General features: G+C 70.6%; 15 protein-coding genes and 1 tRNA gene. 7 read left to right on the top strand and 9 right to left on the bottom strand.

Going from position 1 to position 16264, the window contains the following annotated elements; all coding sequences use genetic code 11:
* The first annotated feature begins 11 nt into the window (after nucleotides 1-11).
* Together mutY and WQ53_RS13765 are read left to right on the top strand one after the other, a co-directional pair.
* Nucleotides 12-1106 carry an A/G-specific adenine glycosylase gene (mutY, locus tag WQ53_RS13770; protein ID WP_428992252.1) on the top strand — a complete coding sequence of 365 codons (1095 nt, stop codon included), beginning with the start codon at nucleotides 12-14 and terminating at the stop codon, nucleotides 1104-1106.
* The gene (locus tag WQ53_RS13765) at nucleotides 1103-1375 is read left to right on the top strand and encodes an oxidative damage protection protein (protein ID WP_052633285.1); all 273 of its coding nucleotides are present in this window, start codon (nucleotides 1103-1105) and stop codon (nucleotides 1373-1375) included. Before mutY ends, WQ53_RS13765 begins: the two co-directional genes overlap by 4 nt.
* Before the next feature lie 60 nt (nucleotides 1376-1435).
* Here WQ53_RS13765 and WQ53_RS13760 read toward each other — a convergent pair whose 3' ends face one another.
* From WQ53_RS13760 to lexA, 6 genes are all read right to left on the bottom strand, one after another.
* Nucleotides 1436-1921, bottom strand: a complete 486-nt coding sequence (locus WQ53_RS13760; protein WP_052633284.1) for a DUF6491 family protein — start codon at nucleotides 1919-1921, stop codon at nucleotides 1436-1438.
* A 136-nt stretch (nucleotides 1922-2057) separates the two neighbouring features.
* Nucleotides 2058-2133, bottom strand: a tRNA-Phe gene (locus WQ53_RS13755).
* 138 nt (nucleotides 2134-2271) lie between these two features.
* Nucleotides 2272-5403, bottom strand: coding sequence for an error-prone DNA polymerase (locus WQ53_RS13750; RefSeq protein ID WP_052633283.1), 3132 nt, complete (start codon nucleotides 5401-5403; stop codon nucleotides 2272-2274).
* Nucleotides 5400-6845 carry a Y-family DNA polymerase gene (locus WQ53_RS13745; protein WP_052633282.1) on the bottom strand — a complete coding sequence of 482 codons (1446 nt, stop codon included), beginning with the start codon at nucleotides 6843-6845 and terminating at the stop codon, nucleotides 5400-5402. The genes WQ53_RS13750 and WQ53_RS13745 overlap by 4 nt, the downstream gene beginning before the upstream one ends.
* A gap of 3 nt (nucleotides 6846-6848) precedes the next feature.
* A complete protein-coding gene (gene imuA / locus WQ53_RS13740) occupies nucleotides 6849-7472 on the bottom strand; it encodes a translesion DNA synthesis-associated protein ImuA (protein ID WP_052633281.1) in 624 nt (207 codons plus the stop codon).
* A 1-nt stretch (nucleotide 7473) separates the two neighbouring features.
* The gene (gene lexA, locus WQ53_RS13735; protein ID WP_201774056.1) at nucleotides 7474-8082 is read right to left on the bottom strand and encodes a transcriptional repressor LexA; all 609 of its coding nucleotides are present in this window, start codon (nucleotides 8080-8082) and stop codon (nucleotides 7474-7476) included.
* Nucleotides 8083-8603: 521 nt separating this feature from the next.
* On the opposite strand from lexA, the gene WQ53_RS13730 reads away from it, so the two are divergent.
* The 5 genes from WQ53_RS13730 (at nucleotide 8604) to dxs (ending at nucleotide 12843) form a co-directional block, all read left to right on the top strand.
* Nucleotides 8604-8816, top strand: coding sequence for a hypothetical protein (locus WQ53_RS13730; RefSeq protein ID WP_052633279.1), 213 nt, complete (start codon nucleotides 8604-8606; stop codon nucleotides 8814-8816).
* Nucleotides 8817-8908: 92 nt separating this feature from the next.
* Nucleotides 8909-9451, top strand: a complete 543-nt coding sequence (locus tag WQ53_RS13725) for a lipocalin family protein (protein WP_052633278.1) — start codon at nucleotides 8909-8911, stop codon at nucleotides 9449-9451.
* Nucleotides 9452-9500: 49 nt separating this feature from the next.
* Complete coding sequence (locus WQ53_RS13720; protein ID WP_052633277.1) at nucleotides 9501-9977, top strand: LEA type 2 family protein; 477 nt, start codon at nucleotides 9501-9503, stop codon at nucleotides 9975-9977.
* Nucleotides 9978-10030: 53 nt separating this feature from the next.
* Nucleotides 10031-10678, top strand: coding sequence for an HNH endonuclease (locus WQ53_RS13715; protein ID WP_052633276.1), 648 nt, complete (start codon nucleotides 10031-10033; stop codon nucleotides 10676-10678).
* 233 nt (nucleotides 10679-10911) lie between these two features.
* Nucleotides 10912-12843, top strand: a complete 1932-nt coding sequence (dxs, locus tag WQ53_RS13710) for a 1-deoxy-D-xylulose-5-phosphate synthase (RefSeq protein ID WP_052633275.1) — start codon at nucleotides 10912-10914, stop codon at nucleotides 12841-12843.
* A gap of 263 nt (nucleotides 12844-13106) precedes the next feature.
* On the opposite strand, the gene WQ53_RS13705 is transcribed toward dxs, so the two are convergent.
* The 3 genes from WQ53_RS13705 to WQ53_RS17460 all read right to left on the bottom strand — a co-directional run bounded on the left by WQ53_RS13705 (nucleotide 13107) and on the right by WQ53_RS17460 (nucleotide 16028).
* The gene (locus WQ53_RS13705; protein WP_052633274.1) at nucleotides 13107-14177 is read right to left on the bottom strand and encodes a TraB/GumN family protein; all 1071 of its coding nucleotides are present in this window, start codon (nucleotides 14175-14177) and stop codon (nucleotides 13107-13109) included.
* 634 nt (nucleotides 14178-14811) lie between these two features.
* Nucleotides 14812-15498, bottom strand: coding sequence for a hypothetical protein (locus tag WQ53_RS16870; protein WP_144409331.1), 687 nt, complete (start codon nucleotides 15496-15498; stop codon nucleotides 14812-14814).
* 185 nt (nucleotides 15499-15683) lie between these two features.
* Entirely contained in the window at nucleotides 15684-16028 is a 345-nt protein-coding gene (locus tag WQ53_RS17460; RefSeq protein ID WP_428992294.1) for an SH3 domain-containing protein, read from the bottom strand.
* Nucleotides 16029-16264: the final 236 nt, after the last annotated feature.

The raw sequence follows: 16264 nt of genomic DNA, 5'->3' as shown, positions 1-16264 counted from the left end.
CCGCGTCTGACGTGCCGGCCCTGGCCACGGCCGGCGACACACCGGCGACGGCAGGCCAGCCCGCGACCGACGACGGCTTCGCCCCGCGCCTGCTGGCCTGGTTCGACCGCCACGGCCGCCACGACCTGCCCTGGCAGCACCCGCGCGCGCCATACCGGGTGTGGCTGTCGGAGGTGATGCTGCAGCAGACCCAGGTCGCCACGGTCATCCCCTACTTCGAGCGCTTCCTGCGCGCCTTCCCCGACCTGCCGGCGCTGGCCGCCGCGCCGGCCGACGCGGTGATGGCGCAGTGGGCCGGCCTCGGCTACTACAGCCGCGCGCGCAACCTGCACGCCGCGGCGAAGCTGTGCGTCGAACGGCATAGTGGCGACCTGCCGCGCGACTTCGGCGCGCTGCTGGCGCTACCCGGGATCGGCCGCAGCACCGCCGGCGCGATCCTGGCCCAGGCCTGGGGCGACCGTTTCCCGATCATGGACGGCAACGTCAAGCGCGTGCTCGCCCGCTACCACGGCATCGAGGGCTGGCCCGGCCTGCCGGCGGTGGAGAAGGCGATGTGGGCGCTGGCCAATGCGCACCTGCCGCAGGCGCGCCTGGCCGACTACACCCAGGCGCAGATGGACTTCGGCGCGACCCTGTGCACCCGCGCCAATCCGGCCTGCGTGCTGTGCCCGCTTCAGGACGGCTGCGCCGCGCTGGCCACGGGTCGCACCGCTACGCTGCCGACGGCGCGACCGGGCAAGGCGCTGCCGGAACGCAGCGCGGTGGTACTGCTGGCCGAGGACGCGCAGGGCCGGATCCTGCTCGCCCGGCGCCCGCCCACCGGCGTGTGGGCCACGCTCTGGTCGCTGCCGCAGGCCGACGACGAGGACCAGGCGCGCAACTGGTCCGTGCGCCACCTGGAAGGTGACTGGAACGCCGAAACGTTGCCCGAACTGCCGCATGCCTTCAGCCACTACCGCCTGCGCCTGCAGCCGCGCCGTCTGCGCCAGGTCGCGGCGAAAGCCGCGGTCGGCGACAATCCCGACCTGCGCTGGGTGGCGCGCGAGGAACTGCACGCCTTCGCCCTGCCCGCGCCCATCCGCAAGCTGATCGAATCCCGGACATGAGCCGCACCGTCTTCTGCCAGCACGAACAACGCGACACCGAGGGCCTGGATTTCGTGCCCTGGCCCGGCGAACTGGGCCGACGCATCCATGCCCACATCGGCAAGAGCGCCTGGGCCGCCTGGCTGGCGCACCAGACCATGCTGATCAACGAGAACCGGCTCTCGCCGCGCGACCCCAAGCACCGCGCCTTCCTGGAAGGCGAGATGGAGAAGTTCCTGTTCGGCGGCGGCGCGCAGAAGCCGGCCGGCTACGTGCCGCCGGAAGCCTGATCGCGAACCCAGCAAAGACAGGGCCCGGCGCGAGCCGGGCCCTGTTCGCGCGAAAGCCGCTCAGTTGGCCGGCGGATTTTCGGCCGGCGGCGGATCCGTGCGCGTCTCGCTGTTGGCCTCGCGGATCTCCTCGCGGCTCTGGTTGAGCGCACGGGTGTCGATCGGACGGATCTGGGTGATCCGGCACGGGATGCGCCCGACCTGGCTCATGCCCGGACCGTGCGGCGTCACGGTGTCGAAGCCGGCGGTCACGGTGTTGGCGAAGTTGGAGATCGAGATCGAAACCGCGAACTGCAGGTCCTGGCACGAGGTGACGTCGAGCAGCCAGGCTTCGTTGGGCCGGGTCCAGACCACCAGCGCGTTGTTGCCCAGCGGAGTCCAGCCGTTGAGCCGGCCGAACAGGCGGAAACTGCGCACCGGCTCGCCGGCATGCGCCTCGTAGAAGGCCAGTCTCTCCGCCGGGGTCGCCCGCGGCGTGCTGCTGCACGCGCCCAGTCCGACCGTCATCACCATCGCCAGCATCAGCACCGAAAGCAACCGCTTCATGGCCTATCCTCCTGATGGGACTACCTGAACAATCATGCTCCCAATGCGGTCGACTGCCAATATGCCTGTGCCGACGCTACCGCCCAAAAGCAAAAAGGCCTGCATCGCTGCAAGCCCTTGACGTTCCACCAGTGGATGGTGGCCGGGGAGGGAATCGAACCCCCGACACGGGGATTTTCAATCCCCTGCTCTACCAACTGAGCTACCCGGCCGTGCGCGGCAAGGCCGCGACGAGGGGCGGAATCATACCGGCAGCCTCCGGATCAGACAAGCAGGCGATTGCGGCAAGCCGTTGGCCGCGATGCCGGGTCCGCATCCACCCACGCACTGAGCCGACGCCTGGTGGCGTCTCAGCGGAAGTCGCGGCTGCGCACGTCCAGCCCGTCCAGCAGCGGGGTCAGGTCGTGCAGGCGCCGGGCCAGCAGGTGGCGGACCTGGCCCGAGGTCTCCAGCCGGCCCTCCACCATCAGCAGCCGCGACTGCAGGAACTCGCGGCGCTGGCGCGCGGCCAGGTCGCGGCGCACGATCACGTTGAGCAGGCCGTGCTCGTCCTCGAGGGTGACGAAGGTGACGCCGCTGGCGGTCTGCGGGCGCTGGCGGCCGGTGACCAGGCCGGCGGCGAGGATCCGGCGCCCGGACTCGACCCCGTCCAGCTCGTTCGAGGCCAGGCAGCGGCGCGCGCGCAGTTGCCGCCGCAGCAGCGCCAGCGGATGCCGGCCCAGCGTAGTGCCGAGGCTGGCGTAATCGGCATGCATGTCCTCCCCGGCGCTGGGCAGCGGCAGCGCCACTTGCGCTTCGCGCGGCGCGCTGGACGCAGCCAGCAGCGGCCGCGACGGCTCCACGCCCGCCGCGGCCCAGCGCGCGCGGTGGCGGTGCCCGGCCAGGCCGCGCAGCGCGCCGGAGTCGGCCAGGCACTCGCGCATGGCCGCATCCAGGCCGGCGCGCCCGGCCAGGTCGGCGACGTCGGCGAAGGCGGCCTGCGCGCGTGCCTGCTCGATGCGCACGGCCGCGTCCTCGCCGAAGCCGCGCAGCAGGCGCAGTCCCAGGCGGATCGCCAGTGCATCGCCGCGTTCCGGTTCCAGGCTGCAGTCCCAGCCGCTGTAGCGCACGTCCAGCGGCCGCACCGCCACGCCGTGCCGGCGCGCGTCCTGCAGCAGCTGGTCGGGGCTGTAGAAGCCCATCGGTTGGCTGTTGAGCAGCGCGCAGGCGAACTCGGCCGGGTGATGGCACTTGAGCCAGGAGGTGGCGTAGGCGATCAGGGCGAAGCTGGCGGCGTGGCTCTCCGGGAAGCCGTAGCTGCCGAAGCCCTTGATCTGCTCGAAGATGCGTTCGGCGAATTCGGGCGGGTAATTCCTTTCGAGCATGCCGGCGATCAGCTTTTCGCGATGCTTTTCCAGACCGCCATGGCGCTTCCATGCCGCCATCGAACGGCGCAGCCCATCGGCCTCGCTGGCGTCGTAGCCGGCAGCGACCATCGCGATCTGCATCACCTGTTCCTGGAACAGCGGCACGCCCAGGGTGCGCCTCAACACCTGCTTCAGTTCCGGCGAGGGATAGGTCACCTTTTCCTCGCCGGTGCGCCGGCGCAGGTACGGATGGACCATGTCGCCCTGGATCGGCCCGGGGCGCACGATCGCCACCTCCACCACCAGGTCGTAGAACTTCTCGGGCTTGAGCCGCGGCAGCATCGCCATCTGCGCGCGCGACTCGATCTGGAACACGCCGATGGTGTCGGCGGCCTGGATCATCCTGTAGGTGTCGGCATCCTCCTTCGGGATCGTGGCCAGGGTGTAGTCCACGCCATGGTGCCGCTCGATCAGCTCGAACGCCTTGCGCACCGCGGTCAGCATGCCCAGCGCCAGCACGTCGACCTTGAGCAGGCCCATCGCCTCCAGGTCGTCCTTGTCCCACTGGATCACGGTGCGCCCGTCCATGGCCGCGTTCTCCACCGGGACCATGGTGTGCAGCGCGCGCTCGGAGACGACGAAACCGCCGGGATGCTGCGACAGGTAATGCGGGAAGTTCACCAGTTCGCCAGCCAGTACGATGATCCGGTGCATCAATGGGCTTTCCGGGTCGAAGCCCTGTTCGCGCAGGCGCTCGCCGGTGGGCAGTTCGTCGCCCCAGTGGCCGATGGTGGACGTCAGCCGGCCGATCGCGTCCTGCGGCAGGCCCAGCACCCGGGCCACGTCGCGCAGCGCGCCGCGGCCGCCGTAGGTGGTGGCCACCGCCGCCAGCGCGGCGCGCTCGCGGCCGTAGCGGGCGAACACGTACTGGATCACCTCCTCGCGGCGCTGGTGCTCGAAGTCGACGTCGATGTCCGGCGGCTCGTCGCGGTCGGCGGAAATGAAGCGTTCGAACAGCAGGTCGTGCCCGGTCGGGTCCAGTTCGGTGATGTGCAGGGCGTAGCACACCGCCGAATTGGCCGCCGAGCCGCGGCCCTGGCAGAGGATGTGCTGCCCGCGCGCGTAGGCGACGATGTCGTGCACGGTCAGGAAATAGGACTCGTACTTCTTGGTCGCGATCAGCGCCAGTTCCTTCTCGATCAGCGCGGCGGCCTTGGCGGGGATGCCTTTTTCCCAGCGCTCGCGGGCGCCGCGCATGACCAGTTCGCGCAGCCAGCTGGTCGCGTCGTGCCCGGCCGGCACCAGCTCGTGCGGGTACTGGTAGTCGATGTCCTTCTTCAGGTCGAAGCCGATGCAGCGCCCGGCGATCCGCAGCGTCTCCTCCCGCCACTCGCGCGGATACAGCGTCGCCAGCACCGGCAGCGGGCGCAGGTGACGCTCGCCGTTGGGGAACAGCAGGCCGCCGGCCTCGGCCACGGTGGTGCGGTGGCGGATCGCGGTCATCGCGTCCTGCAGCGCGCGGCGGCCGCGCGCGTGCATGTGCACGTCGCCGCTGGCCACCAGCGGCAGCGCCAGTTCCGCGGCCAGCGCCTGCCAGCGGGCGATGCGTTGCGCGTCGTCGGCCTGGCAGTGCAGCCCGGCGGCCAGCCAGGTGCGCCGCGGGAAGCGCGCCCGCAGCCAGCGGCCGTGCGCGGGATCGGGTTCGGCGCCGGCCAGCCACAGGCACAGCAGGCCTGCGCCGATATCGTCGAAGTCCTCGCCCAGCAGCCGGTACTCGCCCTTGGGCGCGCGCCGGCGGGCGCGGGTGATCAGCCGGCACAGATCCCGGTAGCCGGCCGCGTCCTCCACCAGCAGGACCAGCTTCGGCCCGCCCTCGACCTGCAGTTCGCTGCCGACGATCAGCGGCAGGCCGGTTTCCCGCGACGCCTGCCAGGCGCGGACGATGCCGGCCAGGCTGCACTCGTCGGTGATCGCCAAGGCGCGGTAGCCCAGCCTCAGCGCGCGCTCGAACAATTCGCGCGCGCTGGAGGCGCCGCGCTGGAAACTGAAGTTGGACAGGCAGTGCAGTTCGGCGTAGCCGCATTCCACCGGCGGACGCGCCGGCAGCGGGCGCAACGGGACCAGGGACGCGCTCATGCGAACCACCCGTGCAGCATCCAGCCGCCTTCCCTGCCCTCCCCGCGCTTGTCTCCTGTGGCCGCCGGCCGGTACGCCCAGGCGTCCTGGCCCAGGCGCGTACGCAGCCGGTAATAGTCCCGGCGCAGGTCGGCGGCGTCCCACCAGCCGGTCTCGATCCGCTCCGGCCCGGACAGGACCTGCGCCACCGCGCCGCGCAGCGGGATCGGGCCCGGCAGCAGCCAGCCCGGGCGCGGCGCGGTCGTCGCCGGCGCGGTGGGTCGCGCGGTCTCCGCCACGCTCTCGCCGCGCCAGGCGCATTCCGGGCGATGGTCGGCGTGCACGCGCAGGCCGTGCACCGCATCCTCGCCCAGCCGCGCGCGCAGCCGTTCGCGCAGCTGCTCCCAGGGCACGGCCTGCTGCACCCGCGGCTCGAACAGGCCGCGGTGCGCGGGCACGAACGCCGGCAGTTCGTCGGCGTGCAGGGCCAGCGCGCGCACCGCGGCCGGCACCTGCACGCGCTCCAGGCGGCTGCGCGCGATCTCGAACAGCAGCGCCGGGTCGCGCTCGGCGGCGAGCAGGCCGACCTCCAGCGCGGTGTCGGCGCGGCCCTCATGCTCCAGGCGCAGGACGAAGCGCTGCACGCCGCCGTCGCGCCCGGCCAGGAACGCGGCCAGGTCGGCGGTCAATCGCCGCAGCGGGAACAGCAGCGCCTGCGAGGACTCGACCTCGTAGCCCAGCTCGAGCCGGGCGTCGAAGCGGTCCGGCGGCCGGTACCACTCCAGCAGCGCCGGCTCCCCGCCGAGCAGCCGGTCCAGGTGCTGCAGCACCGCCGGCGGGAAGCGCCGGGCGATGCCCGCGCGCGGCAGCGCCAGCACCTGGCGCAGCCGGCGCAGGCCCATCCGCGCGAACGCGGCCGCGGTTTCCGCAGCGAAACCGGCGCGCTGCACCGGCAGCCGCGCCAGCGCCGCGCGCAGCCCGTCCGCGTCCACCGCCAGGCCGTCATGGGCATTGGCCAGTGCCCGCGCCGCGAACGGGTTGGGCGCCAGCACGATGCGGTGGCGGAAGCCCAGTTCTTCCAGTTCCGCGCGCAGCCGTGCCTGGAACCGTGGCCATGGCCCGAACAGACCATGGCTGCCTGCGACCTCCAGCAACAACGCGTTGCCGCCGTGCAGGCTGACCTGCGAGCTGTAGCGGTAGGCCCAGGCGGCAAGCAGCCGCTGCCATTGGCCCAGCTCGCGCGGATCGCATTCGGACTCGGCGAAACCGCGCGCCACAGCGCGCGCCTCGGCCAGCGCCTGGCCCGGCTTCAGTCCCTGCGCGCGCGCGGCCGGGTTGGCCGCCTGCAGTACCCGGCGCTGCGCCGGGCCGGCGACCAGCACCCGCGGCGCGGCCGGATCGGCGAAGCCGCGCAGCACGCCGTCCATCGCCAGGTGCGGCAGCAGCAGGCAGGCCCAGCGCATCGCCTAATCCACCACCCACGGGATCGGCCGCACCGGCGCCAGGCCGCCGCGGCACTTGAGCACCCGCAGCTGCGCCGGCTGCGCGTCGATGGCGATGCGCAGCGCCGCCGGCGACGGATTGCGCGCGGCCGCCAGCGGGCGGGTGGCGAAGGCCAGCGCGGCGCCGGCCTCGGCCGCCACCTGCAGCCGGCGCAGGGCACGGTCGTCGGCCTGCAGCGGCCAGCACAGCAACGCGGCGCAACTGCCCGAACGCAGGCACTGCTCGGCCGCCCACAGTGCATCGCGCGGCGCGGTGGCCGCGCCGCCGGCCACCAGCAGCCGGCGCAGGTCGATGCCGGCCGCTTGCCAGGCCGGCGCGTACGGCAGGTACGGCGGCGCCACCAGCACGATCCGCCCGCCGGCCTGGCTCAGCCGCGCCAAAGTCGGCCACAGCAGGCGCAGTTCGCCGATCCCGTCGCAGGGCAGCAGCAGTTCGCTCAGCGCCGCCTGCGGCCAGCCGCCGCCGGGCAGGGCCGCATCGAGCGCGGCGTGGCCGGTCGGCTGCGCCCCCGGCACCGGCGCGAACGGACGTCCCTTCCAGACGCGCCGCTCCTGCAGCAACGCGTCGATCGCCACCACCGCGCCCATCTCAACCCCGCCGTACCAGCCCGCAGAACACGCCCTCGACCGCGAAGTCCTGGCCCGGAGCCACTTCGATCGGCGCGTAGGCCGGGTTGCGCGGCAGCAGGCGCAGCGCGTGCCGGCCGCGTTCCAGCCGCTTGATGGTCAGTTCGCCGTCCAGCCTCGCCACCACCACCTGGCCGTCGCGCGCCTCGGGAGTGCGCTTCACCCCGACCAGGTCGCCGTCGAGGATGCCCTCCTCGATCATCGAGTCGCCCTGCACCCGCAGCAGGTAGTCGGGCACGGCCGAGAACAGCCGCGCGTCCAGGGTCAGGGTGTCGGCCAGGCCGGCGTCGGCGCCGATCGGCGCACCGGCCGCCACCCGGCCCAGCAACGGCAGCCGCAGCAGGTCGGCCCGGGCCCGCATCCCGGCCGGGCGGACCCCGCGCGCCTGCCCGGCGGCGAGTTCGACCAGCCCGGCCTCGGCCAGGGCCAGCACGTGCTTGCGCGCGGCCCCGCGCGAGGCCAGGCCGCAGGCGGCGGCGATCTCGGCCAGGCTCGGCGGCCGGCCGTGGCCGGCCACGCGGTCGCGGATGAAGGCCAGGATGGCGGCGCGGCGGGGGCTGAGCTCGGGCATGGAGTACATTTGTACTCCTTCCCGTCGCACAAGCCAAGATTGTGCCGGCTGACTCCTGTCCCACCCGTCGCCAGAGGCCCGAGAGGCTCGGGCCGTACTGCATGAAGACACTGGATCCTCGCCTGTGCGGGGATGAAAGCTGAAGCGGCTGTTGTTGTAGGAGCCGGGCTTGCCCGCGACGCGACGCCGTCGGCACAGGCGACGCCCTCATGGTCCCGACGCCCGTGTCGCCGACTGAAGTCAGCTCCTACAGAAGAGCGGCCGCGCCGCGGCTGTTGTAGGAGCCGGGTTCAGCCGGCGACCCGACGCCGTCTGCACAGGCGATGCCCTCATGGTCCCGACGCCCGTGTCGCCAGCAAGCTGGGCTCCTACAAAGAACCGATGCGTGCAGGGCCCCGGTTCGGAGATTTCCTACAGCGCCGGCCGGCCTGCGCCGACTTCCCTGCACCGCCCGGGGCCGGAGACTCTAGGGCCTTCCGGCCCGCTTCCATGCCAGTCGGAGCCAACGGGGAACCGCGCCCATGGAGTCACGGCTGCTCGTCGTCCGCAAGGACCATCGGGGCTGCACGCTGTTCGACGGCGGCAGGCCGCTGGCCTGGTATTCCTCGCTCGACGCCGCGCTCGAGCTGGCGCGGATGCTGGCCGATGCCAGCGCGCTGCGCGACGGGCCACCGGCGAGGGTGGAGATCCAGCGCTTCGGGCCGCCGCCGCGGGAACGGTCAGGACCGCGATGAGCCGGCCCCGGCCGGCGCACGGGGAAGCCGCGCCCTGAGCGGTGCCGCCGCGGGCAGGTGCTAGGATCGGCGCGCCGCTCCGTGGAGGCATCATGCGCGCCCTTCCGACGCTGCTCCTGGCCTGCCTCGCCCTGTCGCCGTCGCTCCCGGCCGCCGCCGCCGCGCCGGTGACCTCGGTCCCAGAGCTGGAACTGTCCCGCTACGCCGGCCACTGGTACGAGATCGCGCACCTGCCGGTGTCGTTCCAGCGCCAATGCGCCGCCGACGTCACCGCCACCTACTCGCTGCGCGCCGACGGCACGATCGGCGTGCGCAACGCCTGCCGCACCCGCGGCGGCGACCAGGCGGTCGCCGAGGGCGTGGCCCGCACCGTCGAGGACCACCCCGGCCGCCTGCAGGTGCGGTTCGTGCCCGGCTGGCTGTCGTGGGTGCCGCTGGTGTGGGCCGACCACTGGGTGATCGTGCTGGACCCGGAGTACCAGTGGGCGGTGGTCGGCGACCCGGGCCGCAAGTACCTGTGGATCCTCGCGCGAGAGCCGACCATGGAGGCCGGCCTGTTCGAGCAGCTGAAGGCGCAGGCCGAGGCCATGGGCTACGACCTGTCGCCGCTGGTGCTCGCCGCACCGCTGCGCTGACCGCCGGCGCCAGCGTACTATCCTGCCCAGTCGCCACACCGGAGCAGGCATGAAGCACGCACTGAAACTGTCCCTGGCCGCCACCGCGCTCGCGCTGCTCGCCGCCTGCGGCACCGGGGCCAAGCGCGTGTCGCCACCCTCGGCTGCGATCCAGCAGCTGACCGTGCAGGCCAACGGCGACTGGACCGTGGACCTGCGCCTGCACAACTTCAGCAGCGTCTCCATGCGTTTCGACAGCGTGCGCCTGGAAGTGAGCGTGGACGAGCACACCGCCGGCACGCTGAACGCCACGCCGGCCATCTCGATCGGGCCGACCGCGGCGGACGTGGTCAAGGTGTCGCTGAAACCTGAGGGCATGGCGCGCATCGCCGTAGCCGATGCGCTGGCCGGCCGCCGGTCGCTGTCCTACCGGCTGCAGGGCAAGGTAAGCGCCACGCCCGAGGGCGCCAGCAAGCCGCGCGAGTTCAAGGTCGACGACCGCAGCCAGCTCAATCCGGCGCCCGGCCTGGAAGGCGTGCTGCGCTGAGCGGGCGCTTCATTACACAAAACGTCAACATTCGGGTATAAGCTGTCTTCCCGATGGAGACGGACACAGCAACGCTAAGTCTGGTCTGCACCGGTGCCGACGCTCCGGTCGCCGTCCCACCCCCGCGGGAACACACGCCGGCGGTACGGGTCCTTTCGCTGGATGCGCACGGCCGCGCCATGGACTGGATCGGCTGGCAGGACGCGACCTGCCTCTACGCACGCGACGCCGTCGCCTGGACTCTGGGCGATCCCTGCCTGCGCGTGCACGGCGGCGTGTGCCGGATGACCGGCGAGCGCAGCATGATCGAGCTGCATCCGATCGTCGCCACCCGCGGCCACGCGCGCGCGCGCGCGCTGGACCCGACCCCGACCCTGTCCAATACCGCCCTGTTCGCCCGCGACGCGCACCTGTGCCTGTACTGCGGCGAGCAGTTCGCCCGCCCGCACCTGACCCGCGACCACGTCATGCCCCTGTCCAAGGGCGGCCGCGACGTCTGGGAGAACGTGGTCAGCGCCTGCTTCCACTGCAATTCGCGCAAGGGCAACCGCACCCCGCAGCAGGCGCACATGCCGCTGCTGGCCGTGCCCTACCGGCCGAGCTGGATCGAGCACCTGATCCTGTCCAACCGCAACATCCTGGCCGACCAGATGGCGTTCCTGAAGGCGCAGCTGCCGAAACGGTCGAAGCTGGCGGCCTGAGGGCCAGCCGGTGGGCGGCCGGCGCCCGCGGATGGGGCGCTGAATATCTTTGCTGCATGCACGGCTGCCGGCAGCACGCAGTGGCCGGCCTTCCCCTCGTCCCCGCGCAGGCGGGGACGAGGGGGGATGTTCCCGGCGACCGGGGCATCCTGCCGGCAACGCCCCTGAACGGCCTTGCTTGCCCCGTCACGCCCCCGGGGAGGAAAATGGCGGCCCGTACCGCGTCCCGCCCGATGAGCATCGACTCCACCCGCTACCCGCGCCTGTCGCGCATCGACACGCCCGCCGACCTGCGCCGGTTCGACGAGGCGGAGCTGCCCGCGATCGCGCAGGAACTGCGCGCCTACCTGATCGAGTCGGTCGGCCGCAGCGGCGGCCATTTCGGCGCCGGCCTGGGCGTGGTCGAGCTGACCGTGGCCCTGCACTGGCTGTACGAGACCCCGGTCGACCAACTGGTCTGGGACGTGGGCCACCAGACCTACCCGCACAAGATCCTGACCGGCCGCCGCGACCGCATCCATACGGTCAAGCAGAAGGACGGCGTGGCGCCGTTCCCCAAGCGCGAGGAAAGCGAGTACGACACCTTCGGCGTCGGCCATTCCTCGACCTCGATCTCCGCCGCGCTGGGCATGGCCATCGCCCTGCAGCAGGGCGGTGACCCGGACAGGGCGGCCGTTCCCAAGGTCGTCGCCGTGATCGGCGACGGCGCGATGACCGCCGGCATGGCCTACGAGGCGCTCAACCACGCCGGCGGCATGGACGACGAGCCGAATCTGCTGGTGATCCTCAACGACAACCGGATGTCGATCTCCGAAGCCGTCGGCGGGGTCACCAAGATGCTCGGGCGCCTCACCGGCAGCGCCACCCTGAACAAGCTGCGCGAGGGCGGCAAGAAGCTGCTCGGCGACAAGAACAAGCCGCCGGCCCGCTTCGTGCGCCGCTGGGAGGAGCACTGGAAGGGCATGTTCGTGCCCTCCACGCTGTTCGAGGAGATGGGCTTCCACTACACCGGCCCGATCGACGGCCACGACCTGCCGGCCCTGCTCAACGCGCTGAAGACCCTCAAGACCCTCAAGGGCCCGCAGCTGCTGCACGTGATCACCACCAAGGGCAAGGGCTACGAGCTGGCCGAGGGCGACCAGATCGGCTACCACGCGGTCGGCCCGTTCGACCCGTCCAAGGGCCTGGTCGCCAAGCCCGGCGCGAAGAAGCCGACCTACACCGATGTGTTCGGCGACTGGCTGTGCGACATGGCCGCCGCCGAGCCGCGCCTGCTGGGGATCACCCCCGCCATGCGCGAAGGCTCGGGCCTGGTCCGCTACTCCAGGGAGTACCCGGAACGCTACTTCGACGTGGCCATCGCCGAGCAGCACGCGGTGACCCTGGCCGCGGGCATGGCCACCCAGGGCGCGAAACCCGTGGTGGCGATCTACTCCACCTTCCTGCAGCGCGGCTACGACCAGCTGGTCCATGACGTGGCCACGCAGAAGCTGGACGTGCTGTTCGCGATCGACCGCGGCGGCGTGGTCGGCCCGGACGGCGCCACCCACGCCGGCAACCTGGACCTGAGCTACCTGCGCTGCGTGCCGCACATGCTGGTGATGGCCCCGGCCGACGAGAACGAGTGCCGGCAGATGCTCAGTACCGGCTTCCGCCACGAGGGCCCGGCTGCGGTGCGCTATCCGCGCGGCACCGGCCCGGGCGTAGCGGTCGGCACCGACCTGGACACGCTGCCGATCGGCAAGGCGCAGCTGCGCCGCAGCGGCGGCCCCGTCGCCCTGCTCGCGTTCGGCGCGACCGTGGCCGCGGCCGAGCAGGTCGGCGCCGAGCTCGGCCTGACCGTGGTCAACATGCGCTTCGTCAAGCCATTGGACCGCGCGCTGGTGCTGGAACTTGCGAAGACCCACGAGGGCTTCGTCACCATCGAGGACAACGTGGTGGCCGGCGGCGCCGGCTCGGCGGTGTCCGAACTGCTCAACGCCGAAGACGTGCTGTTGCCGGTGTTGCAGCTGGGCCTGCCCGACGCCTTCCAGCACCACGCCAGCCGCGAGGATCTGCTGGCCGAGGCTGGGATCGACGCGGCAGGCATCCGCGCCGCGGTGCTGCGGCGCTGGCCGCAGTTGGTGGCCACCGATGGCGGGCTGTCGCGCGCTGCTGGCGCCTGACCTGCGCCGCTTCATCCGCAACCCGGTTCCCAAAAAAGCTACCGTCGTCCCGGCGAATGCCGGGACCCAGTGACTTTCAGCTTTGCGGCAATACCAGGCTAAAGGCGAAAGACGCTGGGTCCCGGCATTCGCCGGGACGACGGCAGGGAACCCATTCAGGGCGACGGGTGTGTCGGGGGAATGAAGTCATCGCTCGTGCTGGTGCGTGGCGTGTCGCATAGATTGAAGCACGGCTCATGCGACGCGCCGGAGCGCCGGACGGCTCAAGGGGAAGCCGCGTCCGCCGCCAACTCGGCCTCGGCGCCCCCCTCCTCCTCGAACTCGTCCGGCGCCTGGATCCGGTATCCGCGCCCGGCCAGCGCCGCCAGGTAGCCGTCCGCACGCAGCAGGTCGTCCACCGAGACAGTGCCGAAGGACACCGGATGCTCGGCCACCGCCTTGTCCACCGCCGCCAGCCAGCTTTCCATGACGCGGGCGTCGATGTCGGTGAGTCCGCGCTTGCGCGCGGTATCGGTTTCCGTCCAGGCGGACAGGCAGGCTTCGACCTGGCGGCGGCCCGCGGGCATCGCCCGCAATGCATCCAGATCCCCCACCGCCCAGGCATTGGCCCGTGCAGCGACCTGCGGCAGGCCGTGCTCGATGATGTCCAGGGTGTCGCGGAAACACTCCAGGTCCTGCGGCTTGAATTCTTCCTTGCGGAAATCGGCAATCGCACTGCGTGGATCGTCGATCTTCAGTTCCAGCAACGTGGGCGTGGCTTTCATGCCACGGGCCTTGAGCGCCTCGGCGATCACCGGCCCGACGACGCCGCCCTCACGCAGGCCGTTGCGCTTGAGCGCCTCCCTGTACAACCCGTAGACGGCGATCAGCGGACGCTTCTTCTCCACCCCGCGGTCGCGGCCCAGGTATCGCTGCTTCAGTCCACTCCAGCGCGCGTACACGTCTGCGGGCAGCAGCTCGTCCAGGGTTGCACCCTCCGGACTCTTCATCGCCTTCAGCGCCGAGGGTGCCAGCGCGAGTCCGCGGAAGAAGCCGGCATCAGTTCTGATGGAAACGCCAGGCGGGTTGAGCACGATGCCGGCTTCGGCCAGCACCTCGCGCACCTCGCGCGCCTCCCACTGCATGTCGCGCGGCAACGGCGACTGGGTGCCGAGGATGTACAGCACATGGTCGCCCTTGCTGACCCGCCACATGCCTGGCCCCGGCTGCACGCCGCTGACCACGACCGTGTCCATGTCCACGACCAGCGCCGCGGCATCCGCGATCCCTTCCTGCGCCTGCGCGCCACCCGCGAACAACAGCCCCAACGCCAACGTCACCGTCCTTGCCGACATGCCCGCTCCGTAATGGGAAATGACGGCCGAGCATACGCAGGCCGCGGCGTCGCATGGAATCGGCTGCAGACAATGGAGCATGCGTCGTTCAGGCGCGGTTCGCACCACGCGGGCAGCCTGCGGCCATCCCATGGCACGGCCTCGTGCACGGTACACCGGGCCTCGGGCGGCCCCGGGTCATGGCGATGCGCTCGCATCGAACGAAGCTATGGCCCCGACCTGCCCGAAGACGTGGCAGGGTGTGTTGCGGCAGCGGCCAGGGATGGCCGCGTCGTCGAGTCGGCACACGGATGTGCCGCCGAGACGACCGCAACATACCCGGCCTGCCGCGGCTCGGACCGAAGCCGACCATGTCCAACGCTGTTGCTCGCCGTTGCCGTTGTCGTCGCCGTGCGATGCGGTGTGGGCGATCCAGCTGATCGGCACAGACACAAAGAAAACGGCCCGCGAGGGATACCCGCATGTTCTCCAACTCGAGGGTAGCCTCTACCGAAAAGCACCCGGAAACGACCGAACTGCGCGAATCTTGCCGGCACATCGGGTGGAATGCCCCCAAGAATGCCCCCTGACTCAGACTGCTGCTTGGATTCGGGGCATCAAGGGGCGCCCACCCTCTGCTCAGTCGGCCATCGCTCTAGTCGCTTTTCACAACGCTGTCGGCACGACGCCGTGACATGGCGGCCAAGATGCGATCAACCTGAGGTTCGGCCTTCCCGATCGCCTCCACGGCGAACTTGACGTCACCCTGTAAAGGCAGGGGACGGTTCCATACGGTCACAGGCATGCCTGACTCTAAGCGCAAGGGCTGAAACCCCGTCGGAAGACTAATACCTTCATCCGCTATCAGGATGTTCATATGCGGAAGAATTAGACGATAGAAGTCTGGTTGACTGCTCATGTGCACTGGGCTACCTGCCATGGCTGCCAATGGGTGCGTCACAAAGATGATCACGACATCGCGCCCAGTATCGATGGTGGAATGGCCATCGATCAGGCGTTGGCGCACTTCCTCTTCGATCCACGGAGCGGCCACCTGCCTACACTCGGGTCGGCCACTAAGGAACGCGCGATACAGCGTGAACATGGCAAAGCTGTGAAGCTTGCTTGCATCCACATCATAGGAAGCAATTAGCCCGAGTTTCGGGTCAGGAGATCGCTCTATACGCACTGGGGGGATGGACCCGGTCAGAACGCCACGGCGGAACTCGATGGCAACCTGATCCGTATGGGCAAAGAGGCTCTCGCACGCGGCACATGCGATGTGCTTATCAAACAAGCCGATGGGAGCCGGAGTCGCCCTTCCTCCATGGTCGGCAGTCATGGACACTAGCTCCCGTCCAGTACCCCCGAGCTCCTTGAACATGGCATCCGGATAAATGTGGGAGCGGACAAGCCGCTTGTGCTCGGCCCGGCAAATCTTGCATACCGGCATATGCGTTCCCTTGTTCGTTTACTTGGAAGCCCAGCAGGCTTCGCGAGCTTAACCGAGCGTTGTCGTCCTTAGGTCTACCGGTACCGCTTGTTGCCACCGGAGGTGATGCAGTACCTGCCCCCCCTGGGACCAATACAGTTCGTCGATCCTGAGCAGGGGCAGCCTGATCCGTACGATTGTCGGCTGACCCGCGCCACAGGAGTTGGCGCAGGAACAGGCCGCCAGCAACCTGCCGTCCCGCAGGTGTACCGAGAGGCGATCCAGCCCGACGTATCGCCACCGACCACTCTCAGCCAGCCGGCACGAGACTCCTGGACCTGCACCTCCTGGCCGCGGGCAAGCTTCCCTACGACGTTGCCATCTGGGGACTCGCGAACGTTCAGCGAGGCTGCATCGACATAACGCCTCTCGATCGGCATCGCCGGCTTGGGAGCCTCCACCGGAGCCAGAGAGGCTGGTTGGCTCACCACTTGCGGCTGCGAATATGCCCGCGGCGGCTGGGGAGCATCGTTGCTCGACCCTCCCGAGCAGCGCCCAAGTACCCAGGCGATGAACAGCATTACCACAACCACACTGGCCGAAAAGCCTTGTGCCTTGCTCGTACGCGCCATGGTCACCCCCCCAATCCCCGGACCTATTCTGCAGCCTTAGCTAT

Origin of the sequence: Pseudoxanthomonas suwonensis (genome assembly GCF_000972865.1) — a bacterium.
Taxonomy (GTDB): Bacteria; Pseudomonadota; Gammaproteobacteria; order Xanthomonadales; family Xanthomonadaceae; genus Pseudoxanthomonas; species Pseudoxanthomonas suwonensis_B.
Note: the sequence above shows the minus strand (reverse complement) of the source record. Positions and strands in the feature narration are given on the sequence as shown.

Coding starts and splice junctions, on each gene's coding strand:
- WQ53_RS13725 (WP_052633278.1), top strand. CDS start 8,909: ATGCGCGCCCTTCCGACGCTGCTCCTGGCCTGCCTCGCCCTGTCGCCG.
- WQ53_RS13760 (WP_052633284.1), bottom strand. CDS start 1,921: ATGAAGCGGTTGCTTTCGGTGCTGATGCTGGCGATGGTGATGACGGTC.
- dxs (WP_052633275.1), top strand. CDS start 10,912: ATGAGCATCGACTCCACCCGCTACCCGCGCCTGTCGCGCATCGACACG.
- WQ53_RS13745 (WP_052633282.1), bottom strand. CDS start 6,845: ATGCGCTGGGCCTGCCTGCTGCTGCCGCACCTGGCGATGGACGGCGTG.
- WQ53_RS13705 (WP_052633274.1), bottom strand. CDS start 14,177: ATGTCGGCAAGGACGGTGACGTTGGCGTTGGGGCTGTTGTTCGCGGGT.
- WQ53_RS13730 (WP_052633279.1), top strand. CDS start 8,604: ATGGAGTCACGGCTGCTCGTCGTCCGCAAGGACCATCGGGGCTGCACG.
- WQ53_RS17460 (WP_428992294.1), bottom strand. CDS start 16,028: ATGCCGATCGAGAGGCGTTATGTCGATGCAGCCTCGCTGAACGTTCGC.
- WQ53_RS13720 (WP_052633277.1), top strand. CDS start 9,501: ATGAAGCACGCACTGAAACTGTCCCTGGCCGCCACCGCGCTCGCGCTG.
- WQ53_RS13750 (WP_052633283.1), bottom strand. CDS start 5,403: ATGAGCGCGTCCCTGGTCCCGTTGCGCCCGCTGCCGGCGCGTCCGCCG.
- lexA (WP_201774056.1), bottom strand. CDS start 8,082: ATGCCCGAGCTCAGCCCCCGCCGCGCCGCCATCCTGGCCTTCATCCGC.
- WQ53_RS16870 (WP_144409331.1), bottom strand. CDS start 15,498: ATGACTGCCGACCATGGAGGAAGGGCGACTCCGGCTCCCATCGGCTTG.
- imuA (WP_052633281.1), bottom strand. CDS start 7,472: ATGGGCGCGGTGGTGGCGATCGACGCGTTGCTGCAGGAGCGGCGCGTC.
- WQ53_RS13765 (WP_052633285.1), top strand. CDS start 1,103: ATGAGCCGCACCGTCTTCTGCCAGCACGAACAACGCGACACCGAGGGC.
- WQ53_RS13715 (WP_052633276.1), top strand. CDS start 10,031: ATGGAGACGGACACAGCAACGCTAAGTCTGGTCTGCACCGGTGCCGAC.